Annotated in this window: 17 protein-coding genes and 1 pseudogene; 13 read left to right on the top strand and 5 right to left on the bottom strand. The window is 67.2% G+C overall.

Translation table 11 applies throughout. The features are described 5' to 3' along the window. Positions 1-632, bottom strand: a 632-nt coding sequence (locus tag ACRDPN_RS16240) for a response regulator (protein WP_431449725.1), incomplete at its 3' end; no start/stop codon positions are given. A gap of 151 nt (positions 633-783) precedes the next feature. Between ACRDPN_RS16240 and ACRDPN_RS16235 the strand changes: the two genes are divergently transcribed. The 5 genes from ACRDPN_RS16235 (at position 784) to ACRDPN_RS16215 (ending at position 3,443) form a co-directional block, all read left to right on the top strand. Beyond that, entirely contained in the window at positions 784-1,155 is a 372-nt protein-coding gene (locus ACRDPN_RS16235) for a hypothetical protein (RefSeq protein WP_431449724.1), read from the top strand. A 10-nt stretch (positions 1,156-1,165) separates the two neighbouring features. Then, complete coding sequence (locus ACRDPN_RS16230; RefSeq protein WP_431449723.1) at positions 1,166-1,456, top strand: hypothetical protein; 291 nt, start codon at positions 1,166-1,168, stop codon at positions 1,454-1,456. 74 nt (positions 1,457-1,530) lie between these two features. Next, a complete protein-coding gene (locus ACRDPN_RS16225; RefSeq protein ID WP_431449722.1) occupies positions 1,531-1,734 on the top strand; it encodes a hypothetical protein in 204 nt (67 codons plus the stop codon). A gap of 65 nt (positions 1,735-1,799) precedes the next feature. Continuing rightward, a complete protein-coding gene (locus ACRDPN_RS16220) occupies positions 1,800-2,921 on the top strand; it encodes an MFS transporter (RefSeq protein ID WP_431449721.1) in 1,122 nt (373 codons plus the stop codon). Positions 2,922-2,924: 3 nt separating this feature from the next. Further along, positions 2,925-3,443: a putative immunity protein gene (locus ACRDPN_RS16215; protein ID WP_431449720.1), complete on the top strand. Its 519-nt coding sequence runs from the start codon at positions 2,925-2,927 to the stop codon at positions 3,441-3,443. A gap of 22 nt (positions 3,444-3,465) precedes the next feature. On the opposite strand, the gene ACRDPN_RS16210 is transcribed toward ACRDPN_RS16215, so the two are convergent. The 3 genes from ACRDPN_RS16210 to ACRDPN_RS16200 are packed head-to-tail and all read right to left on the bottom strand — an operon-like array spanning position 3,466 to position 5,884. Continuing rightward, positions 3,466-4,236, bottom strand: coding sequence for an amino acid ABC transporter ATP-binding protein (locus ACRDPN_RS16210; RefSeq protein WP_431449719.1), 771 nt, complete (start codon positions 4,234-4,236; stop codon positions 3,466-3,468). Next, entirely contained in the window at positions 4,233-5,054 is an 822-nt protein-coding gene (locus ACRDPN_RS16205; protein WP_431449718.1) for an amino acid ABC transporter permease, read from the bottom strand. The genes ACRDPN_RS16210 and ACRDPN_RS16205 overlap by 4 nt, the downstream gene beginning before the upstream one ends. Before the next feature lie 11 nt (positions 5,055-5,065). Then, positions 5,066-5,884 carry an ABC transporter substrate-binding protein gene (locus tag ACRDPN_RS16200; RefSeq protein WP_431449717.1) on the bottom strand — a complete coding sequence of 273 codons (819 nt, stop codon included), beginning with the start codon at positions 5,882-5,884 and terminating at the stop codon, positions 5,066-5,068. A gap of 247 nt (positions 5,885-6,131) precedes the next feature. On the opposite strand from ACRDPN_RS16200, the gene ACRDPN_RS16195 reads away from it, so the two are divergent. The 4 genes from ACRDPN_RS16195 (at position 6,132) to ACRDPN_RS16180 (ending at position 12,685) form a co-directional block, all read left to right on the top strand. After that, positions 6,132-7,856 (top strand): alpha/beta-hydrolase family protein, encoded by a 1,725-nt coding sequence (locus tag ACRDPN_RS16195; protein WP_431449716.1) that lies wholly within the window; start codon positions 6,132-6,134, stop codon positions 7,854-7,856. A 12-nt stretch (positions 7,857-7,868) separates the two neighbouring features. Next, the gene (locus ACRDPN_RS16190; protein ID WP_431449715.1) at positions 7,869-8,555 is read left to right on the top strand and encodes a CPBP family intramembrane glutamic endopeptidase; all 687 of its coding nucleotides are present in this window, start codon (positions 7,869-7,871) and stop codon (positions 8,553-8,555) included. A gap of 91 nt (positions 8,556-8,646) precedes the next feature. Continuing rightward, positions 8,647-9,138: an FAD-dependent monooxygenase gene (locus ACRDPN_RS16185; RefSeq protein ID WP_431449714.1), complete on the top strand. Its 492-nt coding sequence runs from the start codon at positions 8,647-8,649 to the stop codon at positions 9,136-9,138. Between the two features lie 1,258 nt (positions 9,139-10,396). Beyond that, complete coding sequence (locus ACRDPN_RS16180; RefSeq protein WP_431449713.1) at positions 10,397-12,685, top strand: 2OG-Fe(II) oxygenase; 2,289 nt, start codon at positions 10,397-10,399, stop codon at positions 12,683-12,685. A gap of 240 nt (positions 12,686-12,925) precedes the next feature. Here the strand turns inward: ACRDPN_RS16180 and ACRDPN_RS16175 are convergent, their stop codons facing one another. After that, positions 12,926-13,486, bottom strand: coding sequence for a hypothetical protein (locus ACRDPN_RS16175; protein ID WP_431449712.1), 561 nt, complete (start codon positions 13,484-13,486; stop codon positions 12,926-12,928). 315 nt (positions 13,487-13,801) lie between these two features. Between ACRDPN_RS16175 and ACRDPN_RS16170 the strand changes: the two genes are divergently transcribed. The 4 genes and pseudogenes from ACRDPN_RS16170 (at position 13,802) to ACRDPN_RS16155 (ending at position 17,506) form a co-directional block, all read left to right on the top strand. Beyond that, positions 13,802-14,518, top strand: coding sequence for a dienelactone hydrolase family protein (locus ACRDPN_RS16170; protein ID WP_431449711.1), 717 nt, complete (start codon positions 13,802-13,804; stop codon positions 14,516-14,518). 359 nt (positions 14,519-14,877) lie between these two features. After that, positions 14,878-15,318 (top strand): annotated as a pseudogene (locus ACRDPN_RS16165) (2'-5' RNA ligase family protein); the annotation flags it as partial. A 191-nt stretch (positions 15,319-15,509) separates the two neighbouring features. Further along, entirely contained in the window at positions 15,510-16,085 is a 576-nt protein-coding gene (locus ACRDPN_RS16160) for a CHAT domain-containing protein (RefSeq protein WP_431449710.1), read from the top strand. Positions 16,086-16,327: 242 nt separating this feature from the next. Next, positions 16,328-17,506: an IS256 family transposase gene (locus ACRDPN_RS16155; protein ID WP_431449726.1), complete on the top strand. Its 1,179-nt coding sequence runs from the start codon at positions 16,328-16,330 to the stop codon at positions 17,504-17,506. The last annotated feature ends 107 nt before the right edge of the window (positions 17,507-17,613 follow it).

Raw genomic sequence — 17,613 nt, 5'->3', positions numbered from 1 at the left:
TCCCGCGCGCGCACGATGGCCGCCGACCGGTCCGCGACTGCGAGCTTCGCGAAGATCGAGGAGATGTGGTTGGCCACGGTCTTCGGGGAGAGGAACAGCTCCTCGGCGATGGCGGCGTTGCGACGTCCGGCGGCGACGAGGTCGAGGACTTCACGCTCACGATCGGTGAGCTGCGGGAACGGCACGTCGTTCGCGGCGGGCGGGTCGGCGAAGTGGCGCAGCACGCGCGCCGCGACGCCGGGACCGAAGATCGCCTCGCCGGCGACCACGGCCCGGATGGCGCGGTCGATCTCGGCCTGCTCAGCGCCCTTGAGCAGGTAGCCCTGGGCGCCTGCCTTCATCGCGGCGAAGACGGTGTCGTCGTCGTCGAACATCGTCAGAACAAGCACGGCGACGTCGGGCGCCGCGGCGCGGATGCGACGAGTCGCCTCCAGCCCGTCGACGCCGGGCATGCGGACGTCCATCAGCACGACGTCGGGTTTCGTCAGCTGCACCTCGCGGACGGCCGAGTCTCCGTCGGTCGCCTCCCCCACCACCTCGTAGGCCGGCAGCGACTCGAGCAACGCTCGGAGCCCGCCGCGCACCACCGGGTGGTCGTCGGCGAGGACGACGCGGATGACGGCATCGCTCATGCGGCCATTCTCGTCCGTCCCCCGGTCGCGGACCCGGGAACGAGCACCTATTCAGGCCGGGATTCTTCCCGGAGAATCAGGAATGTGCACTGGTCCGGTGCAGCGCTCGGGGATGGACGGTTGGGTCATCACTTCGAGCAAGGAGATCATCATGATCCTCAGCACCAAGAACAAGGTGGGACTCGTCATCGCCGGCCTGCTCGGGCTCGCCGACATTCCCGCCGTCCTCATGCCCACGCCGGACGGAGAGGTCGGACCCCCGTTCGGCATCCTCGTCCTCGGCTCCATCTGCGGCGTCATCACCGTGATCGCCGTGGTCGTCGGCTGGACCAAGGCCAACCGGGGCGCCATCCGTGTCGCCGCCGGCGCCCGCATCGTCTCGATGCTCACGGCGCTGCCGGCCTTCTTCGTGGACGTGCCCGCAGGCATCAAGATCCTCGTCACCGTCGCCGTCGTCCTGACCGTCATCAGCGTCGTGCTGATGCTGTCGCCGGCGCGCCAGACCGCCCCCGTGACGGACTGAGGAGGTCGCCATGATCGCCGTCGTCACCGTGCTGCTCGCGTTTCCGCTCGGCTACCTGTTGCGCAGTCACCTCGCGGCCAACGTGGCCTACGCGATCGCCTACCTCTGGGCGTTCACGTTCCAGAGCCTCTACCTGACCCTGTCCTGGGCCGGCGGGGACGACTCCGCCTTCTCGAGGGGTCCGGATGCGTTTCCCATCTCGTACGGCCTCGTCGCCGCCGGCTTCTTCGCAGTCGGGTTCGGGCTGGTCGCGCTGGGTCACCGGGTGGGAGCTCGACGAGCTTCGCGAGTCGCCGGCTGACAGGCGGCTGGGCCCGCGAGAGGCGGGGCCGATGTACGTGAGTTACCTTGTCCGGAACCCACGAGGAGGTCCACATGAGGTCCATCGGCTCCACCCTGATTGCCATCTGGCTGATCATCGGCCTTGTCGCCTGTTTCCAGCGCGACTACTTCAGCGGCAACGATGCCGACTGCGGCAGCCTCGGCACGATCCTCGTCACGGTCGCCGCCGGTCCGCTCAACTACGTCGGAGTCAACCCGAAGGTCGACGACTGCGAAGTCCCGCAACCGTCGGAGTGACGTCGGACGGCGAACGCCGATCCGCAAGCTGGGCCTCTCCAAAGACTTGGGGCCAGGACCGCAGGGTGGGTTTGCTGCTCCTGGCGGTGGCAGCCGGCACGAACGTGCCCACCCCCCTGCTGCTCGTCTACCGCGACGAGCTGGGCATGTCGGACACGTCGCTGACCGCGATCTTCGGCGTCTATGCCCTCGGGCTGGCCCCCGCCCTGGCGTTCGCGGGGCCGGCCTCGGACCGCTGGGGGCGACGGCGAGTGGCGATCCCGGCGGCGCTCCTATCGGTCCTGGCGTCATTGCTCTACATACCGGCCCAGGACAGCGAGCTGCTGCTCTACGTGGTCCGGCTCTTCCAGGGTGCTGGTGCCGGTGCCATGTTCAGCGTCGGCAGCGCCTGGCTGGTGGAGTGCGCGCTTCGCGACGGCCGCATGTCCGGTCCGCGAACGGCGGCGGTCACCATGACCGCCGGCTTCGGGATCGGCCCGTCGGTGGCGGGCGTCATCGGCGAGTGGGGTCCCTGGCCGTTGACGCTCCCCTACCTGCTGCACGCGGGCGGGTTGCTGCTGGCGGTGCTGGCGGCGTGGACCGTGGCGGAGACGCTTGACCGTCCGCACGTCGAGCACCATCGGCCGGTGCCGGGCGCATTTCGACCCGGCCGCCGACGCGACGCGGCCATCGTGATCGCCCCGCTCGCCGTGTGTGTGTACGCCTTTCCGGCCATCGCCGTGGCCGGAGTGCCGGTCCTGATCGGGTTCCCGGTCGCGCCGGTCGCCCTCACCGGTCTTCTGGCCGGCGTCACGCTGGGCACGGGGGCGCTCGCGGCGCCGTTGCAGCGTCGACTCGGAGCCCGCACCGCGCCGACGGCCGCGGCGTGCGGGGTTGTGGGTCTAGCGGGCACGGCGACCGCCGCGGCCGTGCCGGCCCTGCTCCTCCTCGCCGTTCCGTCCGCGATCATCCTCGGCGCCGGCGGCGGGCTCGCGCTGGTGAGCGGGCTGTCCCGACTCCCGGGTGTCGCCTCGGACGGCAGGCTCGGGACCGTTTCGGCGGCGTTCTACTCGGTCGCGTACATCGGTTTCGCGATGCCCGTCGTGCTGGCGAGCCTGTCCGGGATCATCGACGTCGTCGTCCCGCTGACCGTGCTGGCGCTGGTCTGCGCGCTGCTGACCGTGCAGCAGGCACGCGCCCGGTGGTGAGCTGTGCCGATTCTCCCGAAAGAGCGTGATTCTCGGCTGATCACCATCCGTCGCGGAGGCACTCTGACGGACGAACACCACCGACTGTTGGCCGACTGGGCCCTCTTGTGCGCCGAGCACGTGCTGCATCTGTTCGAGGATCATCAACCAGGTGACAGCCGGCCCCGGCAGGCCATCGATGTCGGTCGAGCCTGGATCCGCGGTGAGGTGCACATGCGCGACGCACACCGAGAGGCTTTCCAGGCGAATGCCGCGGCCCGCGGAATGGCTGATCCAGCGAAGTTCGCCGCGCTGTCGGCTGGCCAGGCGGTTGCAGTGGCTCACGTCGCCGCCCATGACCTGGGCGCTGCGGCGTACGCCATCAGGGCGGCCGGCGCACGCGTTCCCGCCGACGACGCTGCGCATGCTCGGGCCAAGGAGCGGGAGTGGCAGCGGGAGCATCTCCCTGCCGCTGTCCGTGAACTCGTTCTCGACGACCAAAAGCGCCGGAGCGCCATCTGCTGGCACGTCTTCGACGACTGATCTGGAGTCGCCTTCGCCGCTATCAGGTTGGCTGGACGTGAGTGGGATCGAGGACGCGGTGCAGGAACTCCCGCGTCCTTTCCTCCTTCGGGTCGCCGATCACGGCCGACGGCGGCCCTTGTTCGACGATCACGCCGTCGTCCATGAAGACGACGCGGTCGGCCACTTCGCGTGCGAACGCCATCTCGTGGGTGACGACGAGCATCGTCATGCCTTCCTCGGCGAGCTTGCGCATCACGGTGAGAACTTCGCCGACGAGCTCGGGATCGAGCGCCGACGTCGGTTCGTCGAACAGCATCAGCTCGGGCTCCATCGACAACGCGCGCGCAATCGCGACGCGCTGCTGCTGGCCGCCGGACAGCTTGGCGGGATACTCGTCGATCTTGTCGGCCAGCCCGACCCGCTCGAGGTTGTCGCGGGCGATCTGCTTCGCCTGCCCGGACTTGAGGTTGAGCACGGTCTCCTGCGCCAACGTGCAGTTGCCGAGGGCGCTCTGCTGCGGGAACAGGTTGAACTGCTGGAACACCATCCCGATGTGGCGACGCGCGGTGTCGATGTCGCAGTCGGGATCGGTGATCTCCTGCCCGCCGACGATGACCTTGCCGTCTTCGGGGACCTCGAGCAGGTTGATGCAGCGCAACAGCGTCGACTTGCCCGAGCCGGACGGGCCGATCACACAGACCACCTCGCCGCGGGCGACCTCGAAATCGATGCCGCGCAGCACGTGGTTGTCGCCGAACGACTTGTGCAGCTCCTGGACCTGGACGAGCACCTCGCCCTGTTGTGCGCTCATCGTGCCCTCGCCGCCTTTGCCTCCATGCGACGCACGAGCACCGACAGCGGGAGGGTGATGATCAGGTAGAAGAACCCGGCCACCACGAGCGGGGTGACGTTCGCGTTGGTGTTGGACAGCTCACGGCCGAACTTGGTCAGCTCGTAGTTGGCGGCGCCGACGCCGATGATGTAGACGAGCGACGAGTCCTTGATGACGAGGATCAGCTCGTTGGTCAGCGGCGGCAGCATCATCCGGAACGCCTGTGGCAGCACCACCTTGCGCATGGCCTCGCCTGCCGACATCCCGAGCGACCGGGCCGCCTCGACCTGACCCTTCGGGACCGCCTGGATCCCGCCGCGAATCGTCTCGGCGAGGTAGGCGCTCGCCACGATGCCCAGGGCGAGCCACACCGTGCCGTACGGCTGGAACGGGATCCTCAGCTCGGGAAACGCCAACGGCAGCAGCGAGAAGACGAGGAACACCACGATCGCCGGCAGGCCGCGGAAGAACTCGATGTAGGCGGTCGCGATCCATCGGTACGGACCGACCGATGAGAGCCGCATCAGGGCGAGGACGGTACCGGCCACCATGCCGAATGCGAAGGCACCGATGGTGTAGACGACTGTGTTGAACAGGGCGCTCCAGATGCCCTGCGTCAACGTCGTCCGGATCATGTCCGGGTCGAAGAAGGACTCGCCGATCGCCTTCCAGTCGGCCACCAGGGCCGCCACCACCACGATGACGACCAGCAGCGCGTACTGGACCATGCGGATCCGTTGGGCCCGGCGGCGCGGGCTCAATTTCCGCTTGGCCGGATCCGTGGTCGTATCCGTCATGCGCCGCCTGACTAACCCTTGACCTCGGGAAGGGTGCCGAACCACTTCTTGTAGATCTCGTCGTACTCGCCGTTCTCCATGGCCTCGGCGATCGCCGCGTTCAGCTTGTCCATCAGCTTCGTGGCGTTCGCGTCGTCGCGGAGGCCGGCGAAGCCGTACTGCTCGTTGGTGTCGAACTCGGCGGTGACCTCGGTCTCGGGATTGGCCTTCGCGAAGTCGTACAGCACACCGTTGTCGTTGATGGCGGCGTCGACCGTGCCGGCCTTCACGGCGTTGAACTCGAGCGAGGAGTCGTCGAAGGTCACGACCTCGTATCCGTACTTCTCGGCGTTCTCGTTGCCGAAGTCAGCGCCGGTGGTGTCGGACTGGACGCCGACCTTCTTGCCCTTGAGCTCGGACAGGTCCGCGTACGCGCCTTTCTTGACGAGCAGCGCCTGGGTGGCGTCGAAGTACGGCTCGGAGATCAGGATCGACTTCTCGCGCTCGGGGGTGATCGTCATGCCGCCCATGCCGAGGTCGCACTTGTCGGCCTTGAACGCCGCGCCGGAGGTGACCTGGGTCCAGTCGACGTCGACCGTCGTCTGCTTCAAGCCCATCTCCTTGCTGAGCAGGCCGATCAGGTCGACGTCGAAACCGACGACCTTGCCCGCGTCGTCACGGAACTGGAACGGCTTGTACGGCAGGTGGGTGCAGACGGTCAGCTCGTCCTTCTTGACGAGCTTGATGCCGTCCGTGGTGCCGCCACTCTCGCCGCCGCCACACCCGGCGGAGACCAAGGCAGCCAACGCCAGAGTTGCGATCAGCTTCGGGACTCTGTTGGGCGGATGCATGCTGGCTCCTTCTGACCGGTGCTGCTGTTGGTGACTTGGTTGATCACGCGTTCCCGGTCAACCTACCCTCGACCCGTTGTCGACCGTGACCCCGCGTCACTACTCTGGTCGACGACGGGCGACTCATGTGCACCACCTCGTCACCGACCCGAACGCACGGGAGATCCGCGATGGCAAACGAACAGCGACCCAGCAAGGGCGTCCGGAAACGACACGGCCAACCTCTGATGGCGCAGGCCAGCCAGACATGTCTCGTGACCCAGTAGTCACGGTCGAGCCAGCTCGACCGACTCTCGATCGGCCTCCTACGTGGAGCGAGCGGCACCCGCGAACGGTACGGGCCCTCCGGGCGCCGAACCTCCTCGGAACGGCACTGGCGGGCTACCTGCTGGTTCAGTCGTGGTCGCCGTCGCTACTCGTCCGGGACTGGATCTTCCAGGGCGTCGTCGGCGGCGTCTCGCTGGTCGTGGGATACGCCGCCGGCACCCTGCTCACGCGGCTCGGGAAGCTGCTACGTCGCCGCTGGGGCTGGGGACTGGGGCCCTTCGACGAGCGGACCGACCTGCGGGCCCGGGGCGTCGTTGCCGTGGTTCTGGTGGTGCTGCTCACGCGATCGGCGTCCACGGAGATCGCGGAGCACCGCTGGACCTGGGACCGGCTCGGCTACGAACCGGACTCGTTGTGGGTCGTGTACGGGAAGACGATCGCGCTCACCGCCGTCGTCGCTGCGCTGTTCTTCCTGATCGGCTGGGCGTTCCGCCTCCTCCAAAGGCGACTGACCCGTCTGGGCAGGCGCTGGTTGCCGGCGTGGATCGCGAGTTCAATGGCGTTTGCGGTGCTGGCTTGGGCCGTGCTGGCCTCCCTCAACAACTATGTGATGCAGCGCAGCCTCGACGGTGCCAACACCACGTTCGCCGCGGCCGACCTCGACACCGACGGCGCTCCGTCGCAACCAGACTCGCTGCTCCGGTCGGGCGGGCCTCGGTCGGAGGTGGAGTGGGACGAGGCCGGCAACGAGGGCCGCCGATTCCTGTCCCGCGGCCCAGACGCCGCCACCATCGATGAACTGTCGCCAGGGTCCGCGGTGGAGCCGGTCCGTGTGTACGTCGGACGTGCCTCGGCCGACGAGGTCGCCTCGCGGGTCGAGCTCGCCATGGCGGAGCTCGAGCACTATGGGGCGTTCGACCGTGCCGCGGTGCTGGTCGTCGTACCGACCGGCACCGGGTGGATCAACGAGCAGATCGTCCAGCCGGTCGAGTACTTCTTCGGCGGTGACACCGCGACTGTCGCCGTGCAGTACTCCCACCTGCCCAGCCCGTTGGCGTTCCTGGCTGAGGCGGACGCCGCGGGCGACACCGGGGACGCCCTGATCGGTGCGGTGCAGGCGCGCCTCGACACCATCCCGGAGGGGGATCGCCCGGTGCTGTTGGTGGCCGGCGAGAGCCTGGGGTCCTTCGGCGGCGCACACGCGTTCGACACACTCGACGACCTCTTGGCGAGCACCGACGGGTCGTTGTGGGTCGGTCCGCCGGAGACCATGCAGCTGCGTCGGGAGGCGGAGCGGGTCCGGAGCCCGGGCTCGCCGCAGATCGAGCCCGTGGTCGGCGACGGCGAGGACGTCGTCTTCGCCAACCGTGCATCCGACCTCGCCGGGACATCCCCGCGGACGGTGTTCCTCCAACAGGGGGACGACCCCATCGTGTGGTGGGACTGGGGAACTGCCTTCTCCGAGCCGGACTGGCTCAAGGAGCCGCTGGACCCCTCCGTCAACCCCGACATGACGTGGACCCCGGTCACCACGTTCTTGAACCTCGCTTTCGACATGGGAGTGAGCAACGACTTCGACGAGGAGCACGGCCACCTCTACGGGACCCAGCCCCTCACCGCCTGGCGAGCCATGCTGGAACCGGCAGCTTGGGACGACGAGCGCATCGAAGAGCTCCGGGACCGACTGTCCACCGTGGCCCGCTGACCGGCGGCGGTCATGCTGGAACGGTGGACGCCAGTGGGGCTGGTGGTGGCCGTCCTGATCGTGACGGACCTGCTGCTGATCAACCAGTCGGCGATGGTGACGGTGCCGATCGCCTGCGCCTCGGCGGGCCTGCTCCTGGCGATCGCCAGGAGCTCCGGCCTGTCGTGGAGCGACGTTGGTCTGGGCCGAGCCAGCCTGGCCAGAGGCGCGAGATGGGGAGCGATCGCCGCCCTCCTGGTCGCTGCTGGCTACGCCGTGATCCTCGTGTCTCCTTTCGCAGAGGAGCTGCTCAGCGATGAGCGAACACCGGACAGCGTCGGCGCGATGTTGCTCATGGCGTTCGTCGTGATCCCGTTGCGCACGGTTCTGTTGGAAGAGGTGGCCTTCCGAGGAGTCCTGTGGGGCATGCTCCAGCGCCAGCACTCACCGGCGACGGCGACGGCATGGTCATCCGTCGCGTTTGGTCTTTGGCACCTCCCCGCGGCGTTCCTCGTCATCGACTCGAGCGCTGCCCTGTCGGACGCGACGGGCAGCTCCGGCGTGGCCACCGCTGCGGTTGTGGTGTCGATCGTCGTTGTCACCGGCCTGACGGGAGTGGTACTCGCGGAGCTGAGGAGACGTTCGGGCAGCCTGCTGGCCGCGGCCGGGCTGCACGCCGGCATGAACGTCACGGGCACGATGGCCAGCTTCCTGGTGTAGACCGGACCCAGCGAGCACCGAAGAGGCGCAACAGACGTCGCTGAGTCTCGGGGTGTCGCAGAATGATCGGCCGAGGCCAGAAGGGAGCTTCATGATCGACGTGATCGTTGCCGGCGGCGGACCGACCGGCTTGATGCTGGCCAGCGAGTTGCGGCTGCACGGCGTGCACGCGCTCGTGCTGGAGAAGGAGGCGGAGCCGACCGGGCAGGCCCATGCGCTGGGCCTGCACGCGCGCAGCATCGAGGTGATGGACCAGCGCGGTCTGCTGGAGCGGTTCCTCGCGCTCGGCAAGCAGTACCCGGTCGGTGGTTTCTTCGCCGGCATCACCAAGCCGTCGCCGGACCGGCTGGACACCGCACATCCGTACATCCTCGGCATCCCGCAGAACATCACCGAGCACCTGCTGACCGAACACGCCACCGAGCTCGGCACCGAGATCCGGCGCGGCACCGAATTGGTCGGGCTGAGCCAGGACGAGAAGATCACCGCGATCGGGATCCGCTACGACTTCGGCGCGGGGCATGACCTGCTCGGCCGGCGGATGCGGGACGTGGGACGGTGGTTCGGCGCCGCCGTCAGCTGAGCGCGCAGTGGTGGGCTGGAAGGGGTGTGACGCCCAGTCCCTGGACCCGACGGTGTCCGGCCACAGACCTCCGGGCCGGATATCGCCCGACCGGTGCCCCGGTCGCCTCGCCCACGCGACGACAGACCAACGCGGCCTGCATCTCTTGCTCATCGCGCGCGATGATCTCCGAGGCCTCGATCTACGGTTACAGCAGTCACAGCCGGGTGCCGCGCCGTCCGTCCCGTGTCCCGGCAGCGGACGTCCGCACACGCCGCTGATCGGTAAAACGTTCTGAACCAACACGCATGGCCCGCGGAACACAAGCGGGGACTACAACAAGACGTCGATACCCGGCTCACACGCGCGTGACTCGGTGTCGCCCTGGTCAGAGCCACAACGGATACGGGTTCCCACACGGCATACCGACGCAGACCAAGCCCGCAGTAGCACTCCTTCCCACCACTGTCCTGAGCCGATTGCGGGAGCGCGGCGTCCCCACCCGAGACACGCATGGGCGACCCCGATCTTGAAAACGGGCGGGGTCCTGCGGGCCACAGGGCGAATCGTCGTCGCCGGCGACCACGGTGGTGCTCCTCGCACGGACCACACGCTGTGGGACCGCCGCCGAGTATCTCTGCCCCGCAGTCACCTTCCACGTCGACCGCGACCACCCCCGACACCACGTGCCCCAGCACCTCGACCCCTTCACGGCACGGTCCTCGACCACCAGGAGGCAATCGAGATAGCCCGCCTGTCCTTCAGCTCGCTCCTGACCGAGGAGAAACGGCAACTCGCCGCTGCCAGCGCGCCACGGACCGGTCAAGTACCGCCACCACGGCGGCTTCCCCACGTGATTGCGGACGACCTTGCGGTTTGAGTAACGCCGACACAGCCAGCGACGAAGGCGCCGCGCAGAGAAGAGTTCGTGCATGCCACGATCGGCTCGACCCGATCAACAACCCCTTCAATCAACAAATCCGCAGGTCAGAGCATCTGAAAGGGCCACCGATGCTCTGTGGGGCGGGCCGCGCAAGGCTAAACCGACGGCGAGCTGTCGACGGCAGACCACCCACCAACGAGCCAACAGCGCTGGCGCTGCCAGCAAGTTAGTCACAGCACGGGCCCCGGTCACCACGCTGGCCTCTGCCACTACCCCGTTCGGCCGCCAGAAGCGCCCGCTCAGCCTCCGGCCGAACAGCGACCACCGTCTGAATTCCCGTCGCCCGCCACTACAGTCTGGCCGCGGAAGGAACACGGCGAGCGCGAGCGAGGACACATGGCGAAGACGGCGCGGGAACGGCTGGCGCGGCTGCTCGGCGACTCCGAGCCGGCCGGATCGTTCAGTGCTCAGCTGCTGGCGCCGGCGCATGTGCTCCAGCTTGAGGTATCTGGCGTCGGACCAGTGAGCCTTCCGGTCCGCGCACCCCTGGCGAAGAAGCTGATCGCAGTGGCGCGGCCGGCGATGTTCGGGCGAGGTGAGGAGACGCTGACCGACACCAACGTCCGCGACACGTGGGAGCTCACCCCGGATCAGATCACGCTCGGCGGACCCGGCTGGACGGCGCTGATGAACCGCGCGCTGGAACACTTTCGTGACGAGCTCGGACTCCCGCAGACGTCACGCCTGCGGGCCGAACCGCACTCGATGCTGGTATACGGCAAGGGGCAGTTCTTTCTCCCCCACCAGGACTCGGAGAAGGACGACGCGATGGTGGGCACGCTGGTGGCGTCACTGCCTTCGGCGCACACCGGTGGGGAACTGGTCATCGACCACGCCGGGGAGAGCACCACCTACCGAGCGTCGAAGGAAGAACTAACCTTCGTCGCCTTCTACGCCGACTGTCGTCACCAGGTCACGCCTGTCAGGTCCGGCTACCGGGTGACGCTCACGTTCAACCTGCTCTCCGGCACCGAGACCCCGGCTCCGGAAGCTGACCCCGCCACCGAGCTGGCGCACTGCCTCACCGAGCACTTCACCACGCCGCCCACCCCACAATACGGAAGCCGTGACCTCGGCCTGCCCAACCGGCTGGTCTTCCTGCTCGACCACGAGTACACCCAGCGCGGCCTGAACTGGCGCCGGCTCAAGGGCGCCGACGCGGAGCGGGCCGCGCTGGTGCGCGCCGCGGCGGAGCAGGCCGGGTGCGAGACGGTGCTGGCACTCGCCGAGGTGAAGGAGACCTGGGACGCCCTGCCATCCGACAGCGACCGGTGGGACGACTACAACTACTACGAGGACGAGGACGACGGTTACCGCAGCCCGAGTGAGGACCCTGCCGACTTTCAGCTCACTGAGCTGATCGACGACGAGATCACCCTTGGCTGGTGGACCAGCCCGGACGGCACCGGCGGCGAGCCGATCTCGCTGCACGTCCCCGACTACGAGGTGTGTGCCAGCACCCCGAGCATGGCTCTGGCGCCCTACCAGTCCGAGTACGAGGGCTACATGGGCAACTACGGCAACACGCTGGATCGGTGGTACCGGCGGGCCGCGGTTGTCGTGTGGCCGCAAGACAGGGCGTTCGCGGCGCGTGCCCAGGCCGGATCGCAGTGGGCTCTCCACGAGCTCCGCGACCGCATCGACGCCGGAGACCTGGAGGGCGCACGTGCCGCAGCGGAGTCGCTCGCGCCGTTCTGGAAGAAGACAGCGTCGCAGGCGGGACTGCTCGGTGCGGCCCTGGACGTGGCGGCGGGCCTGGGCGTCGCCGGGACGGCGGCGATGCTGCTGGAACCGTTCCGGGTGGAGACGGTCACGCAGGAGCATGCGGGCGGGTTGGCGGCGGCCGCCGGGCGGTACAGCGAGGACTGGACGCGCAGCGTCATCGACGGGTGGTTCGGGTCGGGGCACCACTTCGGAACCGACCTGTCCGAGTGGGTCGACAACAGGCTGCCGGGGCTGTGCGGGGCGCTGCGTACCACCGGGAGGCCGGAGGTGGCACGGCTACTGGCCGCCGGAGCCTGGCGCTGGATGGGCGGCCAGCTCCGGCTCTGGACTACCACCCCGCGAAGCGAGGTCCGCCAGCCGCGGCTGGAGATGCTGAGCTCGCCATTGGTGCGGCTGCTGGAGGCCGTCGACGACAAGCTATGCGACGAGATCACGGGAACGCTGCGCGAGTGCGGGGACAACGCACTGGAGTGCCTGATGCCGGCGCTGCGTCTGGCGGACGTGCGGCGGGCAGTGGGGCTCGACACGGTCGCGCGGGACTGCGCGCAGCGGCTCGGCACGATCATCGCGCGGCCGCTGCGTGACGAAGACGACTGGTCGATCGAATGGACCGGGTGCGGGTGCGGCCTCTGTGACACATTGGGGACGTTTCTCGGCTCACGATCACAGCGGAACTTCGCGTGGCCGCTGGCAACAGACGGACGCCGGCACGTGCACACCCAGATCGACTCGGCAGCGCTGCCCGTGCGGCACCAGACCCGGCGGCAGGGGCGGCCATACACGCTGGTGCTGACGAAAACCGACGAGCTGTTCACGCGCGCCACGAACGCACGACACAAGGCCGTGACCGACCTGGCGTGGCTGACGTCGACGCGGGGTGACGCATCGGCGCGAACGTAAGATGGCGGAGCGGGAACAGTGTGCATGATCGTCCAGGCGGTCCCGCCTACCGTGATCGCCGACGTCGCTACCGGCTGAAACTGGCTCTTCGAATTTGATCGGGTTCGCGCGGGCCCGTTGATGGTGGCGCAGGCCAGAATTTCGCGTGCATGCAGGGTGGGCTCGTCCCAGGCGGTCGGATCGGCGGCCTGTTATTCACCGCTCCCGCAGGCGAACGCGACGCGCATCTGGGCGAACATGTCACCGGGCGCCATCGCGGTCGCGTCGGCGCTGAGGGCGGGTTCGATGCCGTGCCGCAGAAAACGGGAGTCCACAGCAAGCCGTGTCCACCCACCTACTCGGCATAGGAAGACATCGCGACGCTGCCGGGGAGTCACCAATCCGGACCGCTTCAATCTCAATGCCGAAAGAACCTACGCCGGGCGGTGTGCTGCCGTTGAGCGACTCCAGAGCGCTGCGGTGCTCGGCCCGCATCCGGGTAGCCACCCAGATGACTGTTGAGGCGTCGACGCCGCTGGCGTAGACGACCAGCTGGCCACGGTGAGCGTGGTCGCTCGGTTCGAGCTGGTTTTCGATGATGACCGTCCGGCCCTGCTCGTCCAAGGCCTGGATATCCAGCCGGAACTCACCAACGGGCGCCTCGGTGGCGACCACGGCCAGATGCGCACCAAGTTCGTCGCCGAGGATGTCGAGGTGCTTGGACAGCCAGGGCGTGAAGGCCGTGGCTTCGTGGCTCCAGATGTCGCGGACGTTGGCCACCCGGCGCAGCCGACCGAGTCCCAGATCGTCAACCTCGCTCACCACAGAAGATCCACCACAGCGGGGCTACATCAGAGCCAGCGCTCGAGCTGCGACAACACGTGGACGGCATGCACGAGCGGCACCCCACCCGAGACACCCACGGACGGCCCCGATCTTGAACGGCTCGGCCATCGAGGTCACACCGGAGCGATCGCGTATCGAACCGTCCCCACACCTCAGCGAACGCATTCACCTGCCGTTGATCGCTCGTTCCCGCCAACGCGCTGACATGCCGATGAGCGCGCCTACTGCCGAGGATCTTCGCCGCCAGCGGATGACGGGTTTGCCTGGAGAGTTTGTGAGACACCGTTGGCCATGACGGCAGCGACTGACATCGAGTACGAGGCCGATGGTAGGACGATGGTCGGCCGGCTTGCTTTGCCCGCTGGCAGAGGTCGACATCCAGCGGTTCTCATCGCTCACGAGGGCCCGGGACTTGATGACCACCAGCGCTCCCGAGCGGATCAACTCGCCGAGCTGGGTTACGTCGCGTTCGCCCTCGACTATCAGGGCGAAGGCAAGCCCATGACCGACCGGGAAGCCATGATGGCCCGACTCGACGACCTATGGCACGACCCGGATCGCACCCGCGGTCTTGCCCGCGCGGGCCTGGACGTCCTTCTCGCCCAGCCTCGCGCGAACACCACGCAGGTCGCCGCCATCGGTTACTGCTTCGGCGGCCACCTGATCCTGGAACTGGCCCGGGCCGGTGCCGCCCTCACCGTCGTGGTCGGGTTTCACCCGCGGTTGGCGACCCCCCAGCCACTGGATGCGGGCAACATCACCGGCAAGGTGCTCGTGTGCATCGGCACCGAAGACCCGCTGATCTCAGTCGGCGAGCGGCTGATGTTCGAAGAGCAGATGCGGGCAGCCGGCGTGGACTGGCGGATGAACCTCTACGGCGGCGCGCAGCACAGCTTCACCCACCCCCAGGTCGATCGCACCGAGGTCCCCGGACTGCGGTTCGACCAGATCTCAGCGGAGCGATCGTGGCGGGCCATGCTCGACCTGTTCGACGAAACGTTCCGCTAGCGATCGCAAGCGCGCTAGACCAGGATGACGTCATCAGCTGGGTGCCAGCGCAATCATGCAGGGTGAGTCCCCGCGTGATGTCCTCTTCTGCCGCTGACCGCGCGCGGGCGCTGGTACAGACCGTGTTCAGCGGTACGGACGAGGAACCGCGTGTGGAATGTTGGGGCTCTGTTGGGTGCGGTCGTTGCCCTTCACCGCAGGCCGCGAGGACGAGCTCACGTTGCTGCGTTGTCGTCCTTTCTGGTTGTGCCTGCCACTATGAGGCCCATGGCGTTCGCCGTCGGACAGACCGCGATTATCATTCCCGTTGGTGCTGCCGAGCCCATCGTTGAGCGCTGGCGTAGCAATTCGACCCCGCCGCAGCTGCGGGCGTTCCGGCCCACGTCACGATAATTTATCCGTTCCTGTCGGAGCAGAACCTCGACGAGGACGTGTTGCGCGACGTGCGCCGGCTGGTCGCGCGCCACCCCAGCTTTACTGTGACCTTCGCCAGCTGCGGCCAGTTCCCCGATGTTCTCTTTCTCGTCCCCGACCCCGATGACCCGTTTCGTCGTCTTACCGCCGAGGTGTTCCAGCGCTGGCCAGACGCCCCGCCGTACGCTGGCCTGATCACCGACCCAGTCCCACACTTGACGATCACCCACGGTGCATCCCCCGAGCAGGCAGCTGAAGTGGAAGCCGAGGTGACAGCTCGCCTGCCTTTCACCTGCACGATCCACGAGGCATGGCTGATCGGTTTCGACGGCACACGTTGGGCTCATCGGGCAAGTTTGCCGCTCGGTGCCCTCCGCCTCGCATAACCACTACGCACGTGCCCGGGAGAGGATCCTCTATGGGGACACGGCGATCGGCATGCGAGAAATCGGCGGACTGCGGCTGAGGGTCACCCTGGCGAAGCCTGAGGATTAGAAGGGCTAGATCAGAAGGCCCTCAACGGGTGCTGACACCACATAATCGTGCAGCCTGAGGCGCCGGACGCAACCGTCCTCACATGCCGCGAGTCACGCTCTATCGCCGGCGCACAACCAGTGCCCGAGCCGTTCTATCGGTTGCTTGTCCCGGCCCACTGGGTCACCGCAATTCCGTCTGCTACGCGCCCAGCCTGGCCGTCCTGCTGCACACTCTCGGCAGGCCCCGCAAGCCCGACCGTCCCGCGGCCGTCTTCGGCGATCCACGCGACAACCTTCTCTGGGCGGTCGAGGGAGCGCGGGCCGTGGCTGGCTCGCTCGGTGTGTCCGTGCCCGCCACCGGCGCAGCTGTCACACGTGAAGCCGTCCTGGCAGCGCTGCGCGACGCGGGCACGGTCCGTTTGGCGGGCCACGCCCGCGCCTCGATCGACGACGAGGCCGTCGGCTTGGTCCGCGCCCTGCTACATGGCGGCGCCCGCACCTTGCTGACCAGCCAGTGGCGGGTGCGGGATGACTCCGCCCGGAACCTGCTCACCGTGTTTCACCGGTACGACACCACGATGCCGCGCGCGGACGCTCTACGTCAGGCCATGCGCACCGCGGCGGGCGAACACTTCTACCACTGGGGTGGCTTTGTCCTGGTCGGTGACTGGAGATAGGGCATGCACGAGTGGCTAGACGTCCGTTTGGACCTGGATGAGGACTTCCTCGCCGAACGCTGGGAGGGCGCCGTGGTCATCGACGAGCGCCTGCGCGCGCTTGCTCGGGGCGTGTCATGACAACTGTGTAAGCCACGGATGGACCAAGATCGGCCGAGGTGATCATTACTCGGCCGGGGAGGGAACCATCTGTGGGTCAGGACACTGTTGTGGATGATCGTGATGTTGAGGCGTCTCGTCGGTTGACCGAGGTGTTGGATCCGTCGGTGATTGATGCGTTGTTGGTCGATGCGCAGGCGACGGGTACGCCGCTGGATGGTGTGGATGGTTTGTTGAACCGGATGAACAAGGCGGTGATCGAGCGGGCGTTGGCTGCGGAGATGACTGTCGAGCTGGGTTATGAGCGTGGTGATCCGGTGGGCGCGGGGTCGGGGAATTCCCGTAACGGCTATACTGCCAAGACGATCTCGACGACCAACGGGCCGGTCACGATTAACGTACCCCGGGATCGTAATGGGGTTTTCGAGCCGCGGATTGTGCCCAAGCATGCCCGACGGTTGGGGCAGATTGATGAGATGATCCTGTCGTTGTATTCCCGGGGGATGACGACTCGGGATATCGAGGCGCATCTGCATGAGGTGTATGGGGTGAACGCATCACGAGAGTTGATCTCAAAGGTGACTGATGTGGTGGCTGATGAGATTGAGCTGTGGCGAAATCGCCCGGTCGATGAGGTGTATCCCATTGTGTATGTGGATGGGATTCGGATCAAGGTCCGGGATCGGGGTGCGGTGACGGTCAAGGTCGCCTACCTGGTCATCGGGATCGACGTGGAGGGCCGCAAGCACGCCCTGGGAATCTGGATCGCCGAAACCGAGGGGGCGAAGTTTTGGCTGTCGGTGCTGACCGAGCTGCGCAACCGCGGGCTGCGTGACATCCTGATCTGCTGCTGTGACGGGCTGACCGGGCTACCGGAGGCAATCACCACAGCGTTTCCGAATACGGTGGTGCAAACATGCGTGGTGCACGTCATCCGCAACGCCATGAAATTCGTGTCGTACGCCGATCGCAAAAAGGTCGCGGCCGGCATGCGAGCGATCTACACCGCACCCAGCCTGGAGGCCGCCGAGCTCGCGTTCGCCGGTTTCGAAGCTGACTTTGGTGAGCAATACCCGGGTGCGGTCGATGTGTGGCGTCGGGCGTGGAATGAGTTCATCCCGTTTTTGGACTACCCACCGGAGTTGCGGCTGATCGTGTACACCACGAACGCGATCGAGTCCATCAACTTCCAACTCCGCAAGATCACCAAAAACCGGGGGCATTTCCCGTCGGATGAGGCGGCGATGAAGCTACTCTACCTCGGGCTGCGGAATATCTCAAGTAAGAGAGGAGGCGAGTCCGGGACGGGAACGCATGGCTGAACAATGGCCCTGAATACTTTGGCCATCCTCTTCCCTGGGCGGCTTCCTCTGTGATAGAATAATGGTATCAGGCATCCGTTGCTTACACGGAAATCCTGACAGGCTCC

The organism is Aeromicrobium sp. (assembly GCF_050700635.1).
Classification (GTDB): Bacteria; Actinomycetota; Actinomycetes; order Propionibacteriales; family Nocardioidaceae; genus Aeromicrobium.
This window is presented reverse-complemented; position numbering and strand designations above follow the sequence as displayed.

Excerpts from the sequence above, each read along its gene's own strand:
- ACRDPN_RS16235 (WP_431449724.1), top strand. The coding sequence starts at position 784 with ATGATCCTCAGCACCAAGAACAAGGTGGGACTCGTCATCGCCGGCCTG.
- ACRDPN_RS16205 (WP_431449718.1), bottom strand. The coding sequence starts at position 5,054 with ATGACGGATACGACCACGGATCCGGCCAAGCGGAAATTGAGCCCGCGC.
- ACRDPN_RS16185 (WP_431449714.1), top strand. The coding sequence starts at position 8,647 with ATGATCGACGTGATCGTTGCCGGCGGCGGACCGACCGGCTTGATGCTG.
- ACRDPN_RS16225 (WP_431449722.1), top strand. The coding sequence starts at position 1,531 with ATGAGGTCCATCGGCTCCACCCTGATTGCCATCTGGCTGATCATCGGC.
- ACRDPN_RS16190 (WP_431449715.1), top strand. The coding sequence starts at position 7,869 with ATGCTGGAACGGTGGACGCCAGTGGGGCTGGTGGTGGCCGTCCTGATC.
- ACRDPN_RS16180 (WP_431449713.1), top strand. The coding sequence starts at position 10,397 with ATGGCGAAGACGGCGCGGGAACGGCTGGCGCGGCTGCTCGGCGACTCC.
- ACRDPN_RS16210 (WP_431449719.1), bottom strand. The coding sequence starts at position 4,236 with ATGAGCGCACAACAGGGCGAGGTGCTCGTCCAGGTCCAGGAGCTGCAC.
- ACRDPN_RS16160 (WP_431449710.1), top strand. The coding sequence starts at position 15,510 with ATGCCGCGAGTCACGCTCTATCGCCGGCGCACAACCAGTGCCCGAGCC.
- ACRDPN_RS16170 (WP_431449711.1), top strand. The coding sequence starts at position 13,802 with ATGACGGCAGCGACTGACATCGAGTACGAGGCCGATGGTAGGACGATG.
- ACRDPN_RS16200 (WP_431449717.1), bottom strand. The coding sequence starts at position 5,884 with ATGCATCCGCCCAACAGAGTCCCGAAGCTGATCGCAACTCTGGCGTTG.
- ACRDPN_RS16230 (WP_431449723.1), top strand. The coding sequence starts at position 1,166 with ATGATCGCCGTCGTCACCGTGCTGCTCGCGTTTCCGCTCGGCTACCTG.
- ACRDPN_RS16195 (WP_431449716.1), top strand. The coding sequence starts at position 6,132 with ATGTCTCGTGACCCAGTAGTCACGGTCGAGCCAGCTCGACCGACTCTC.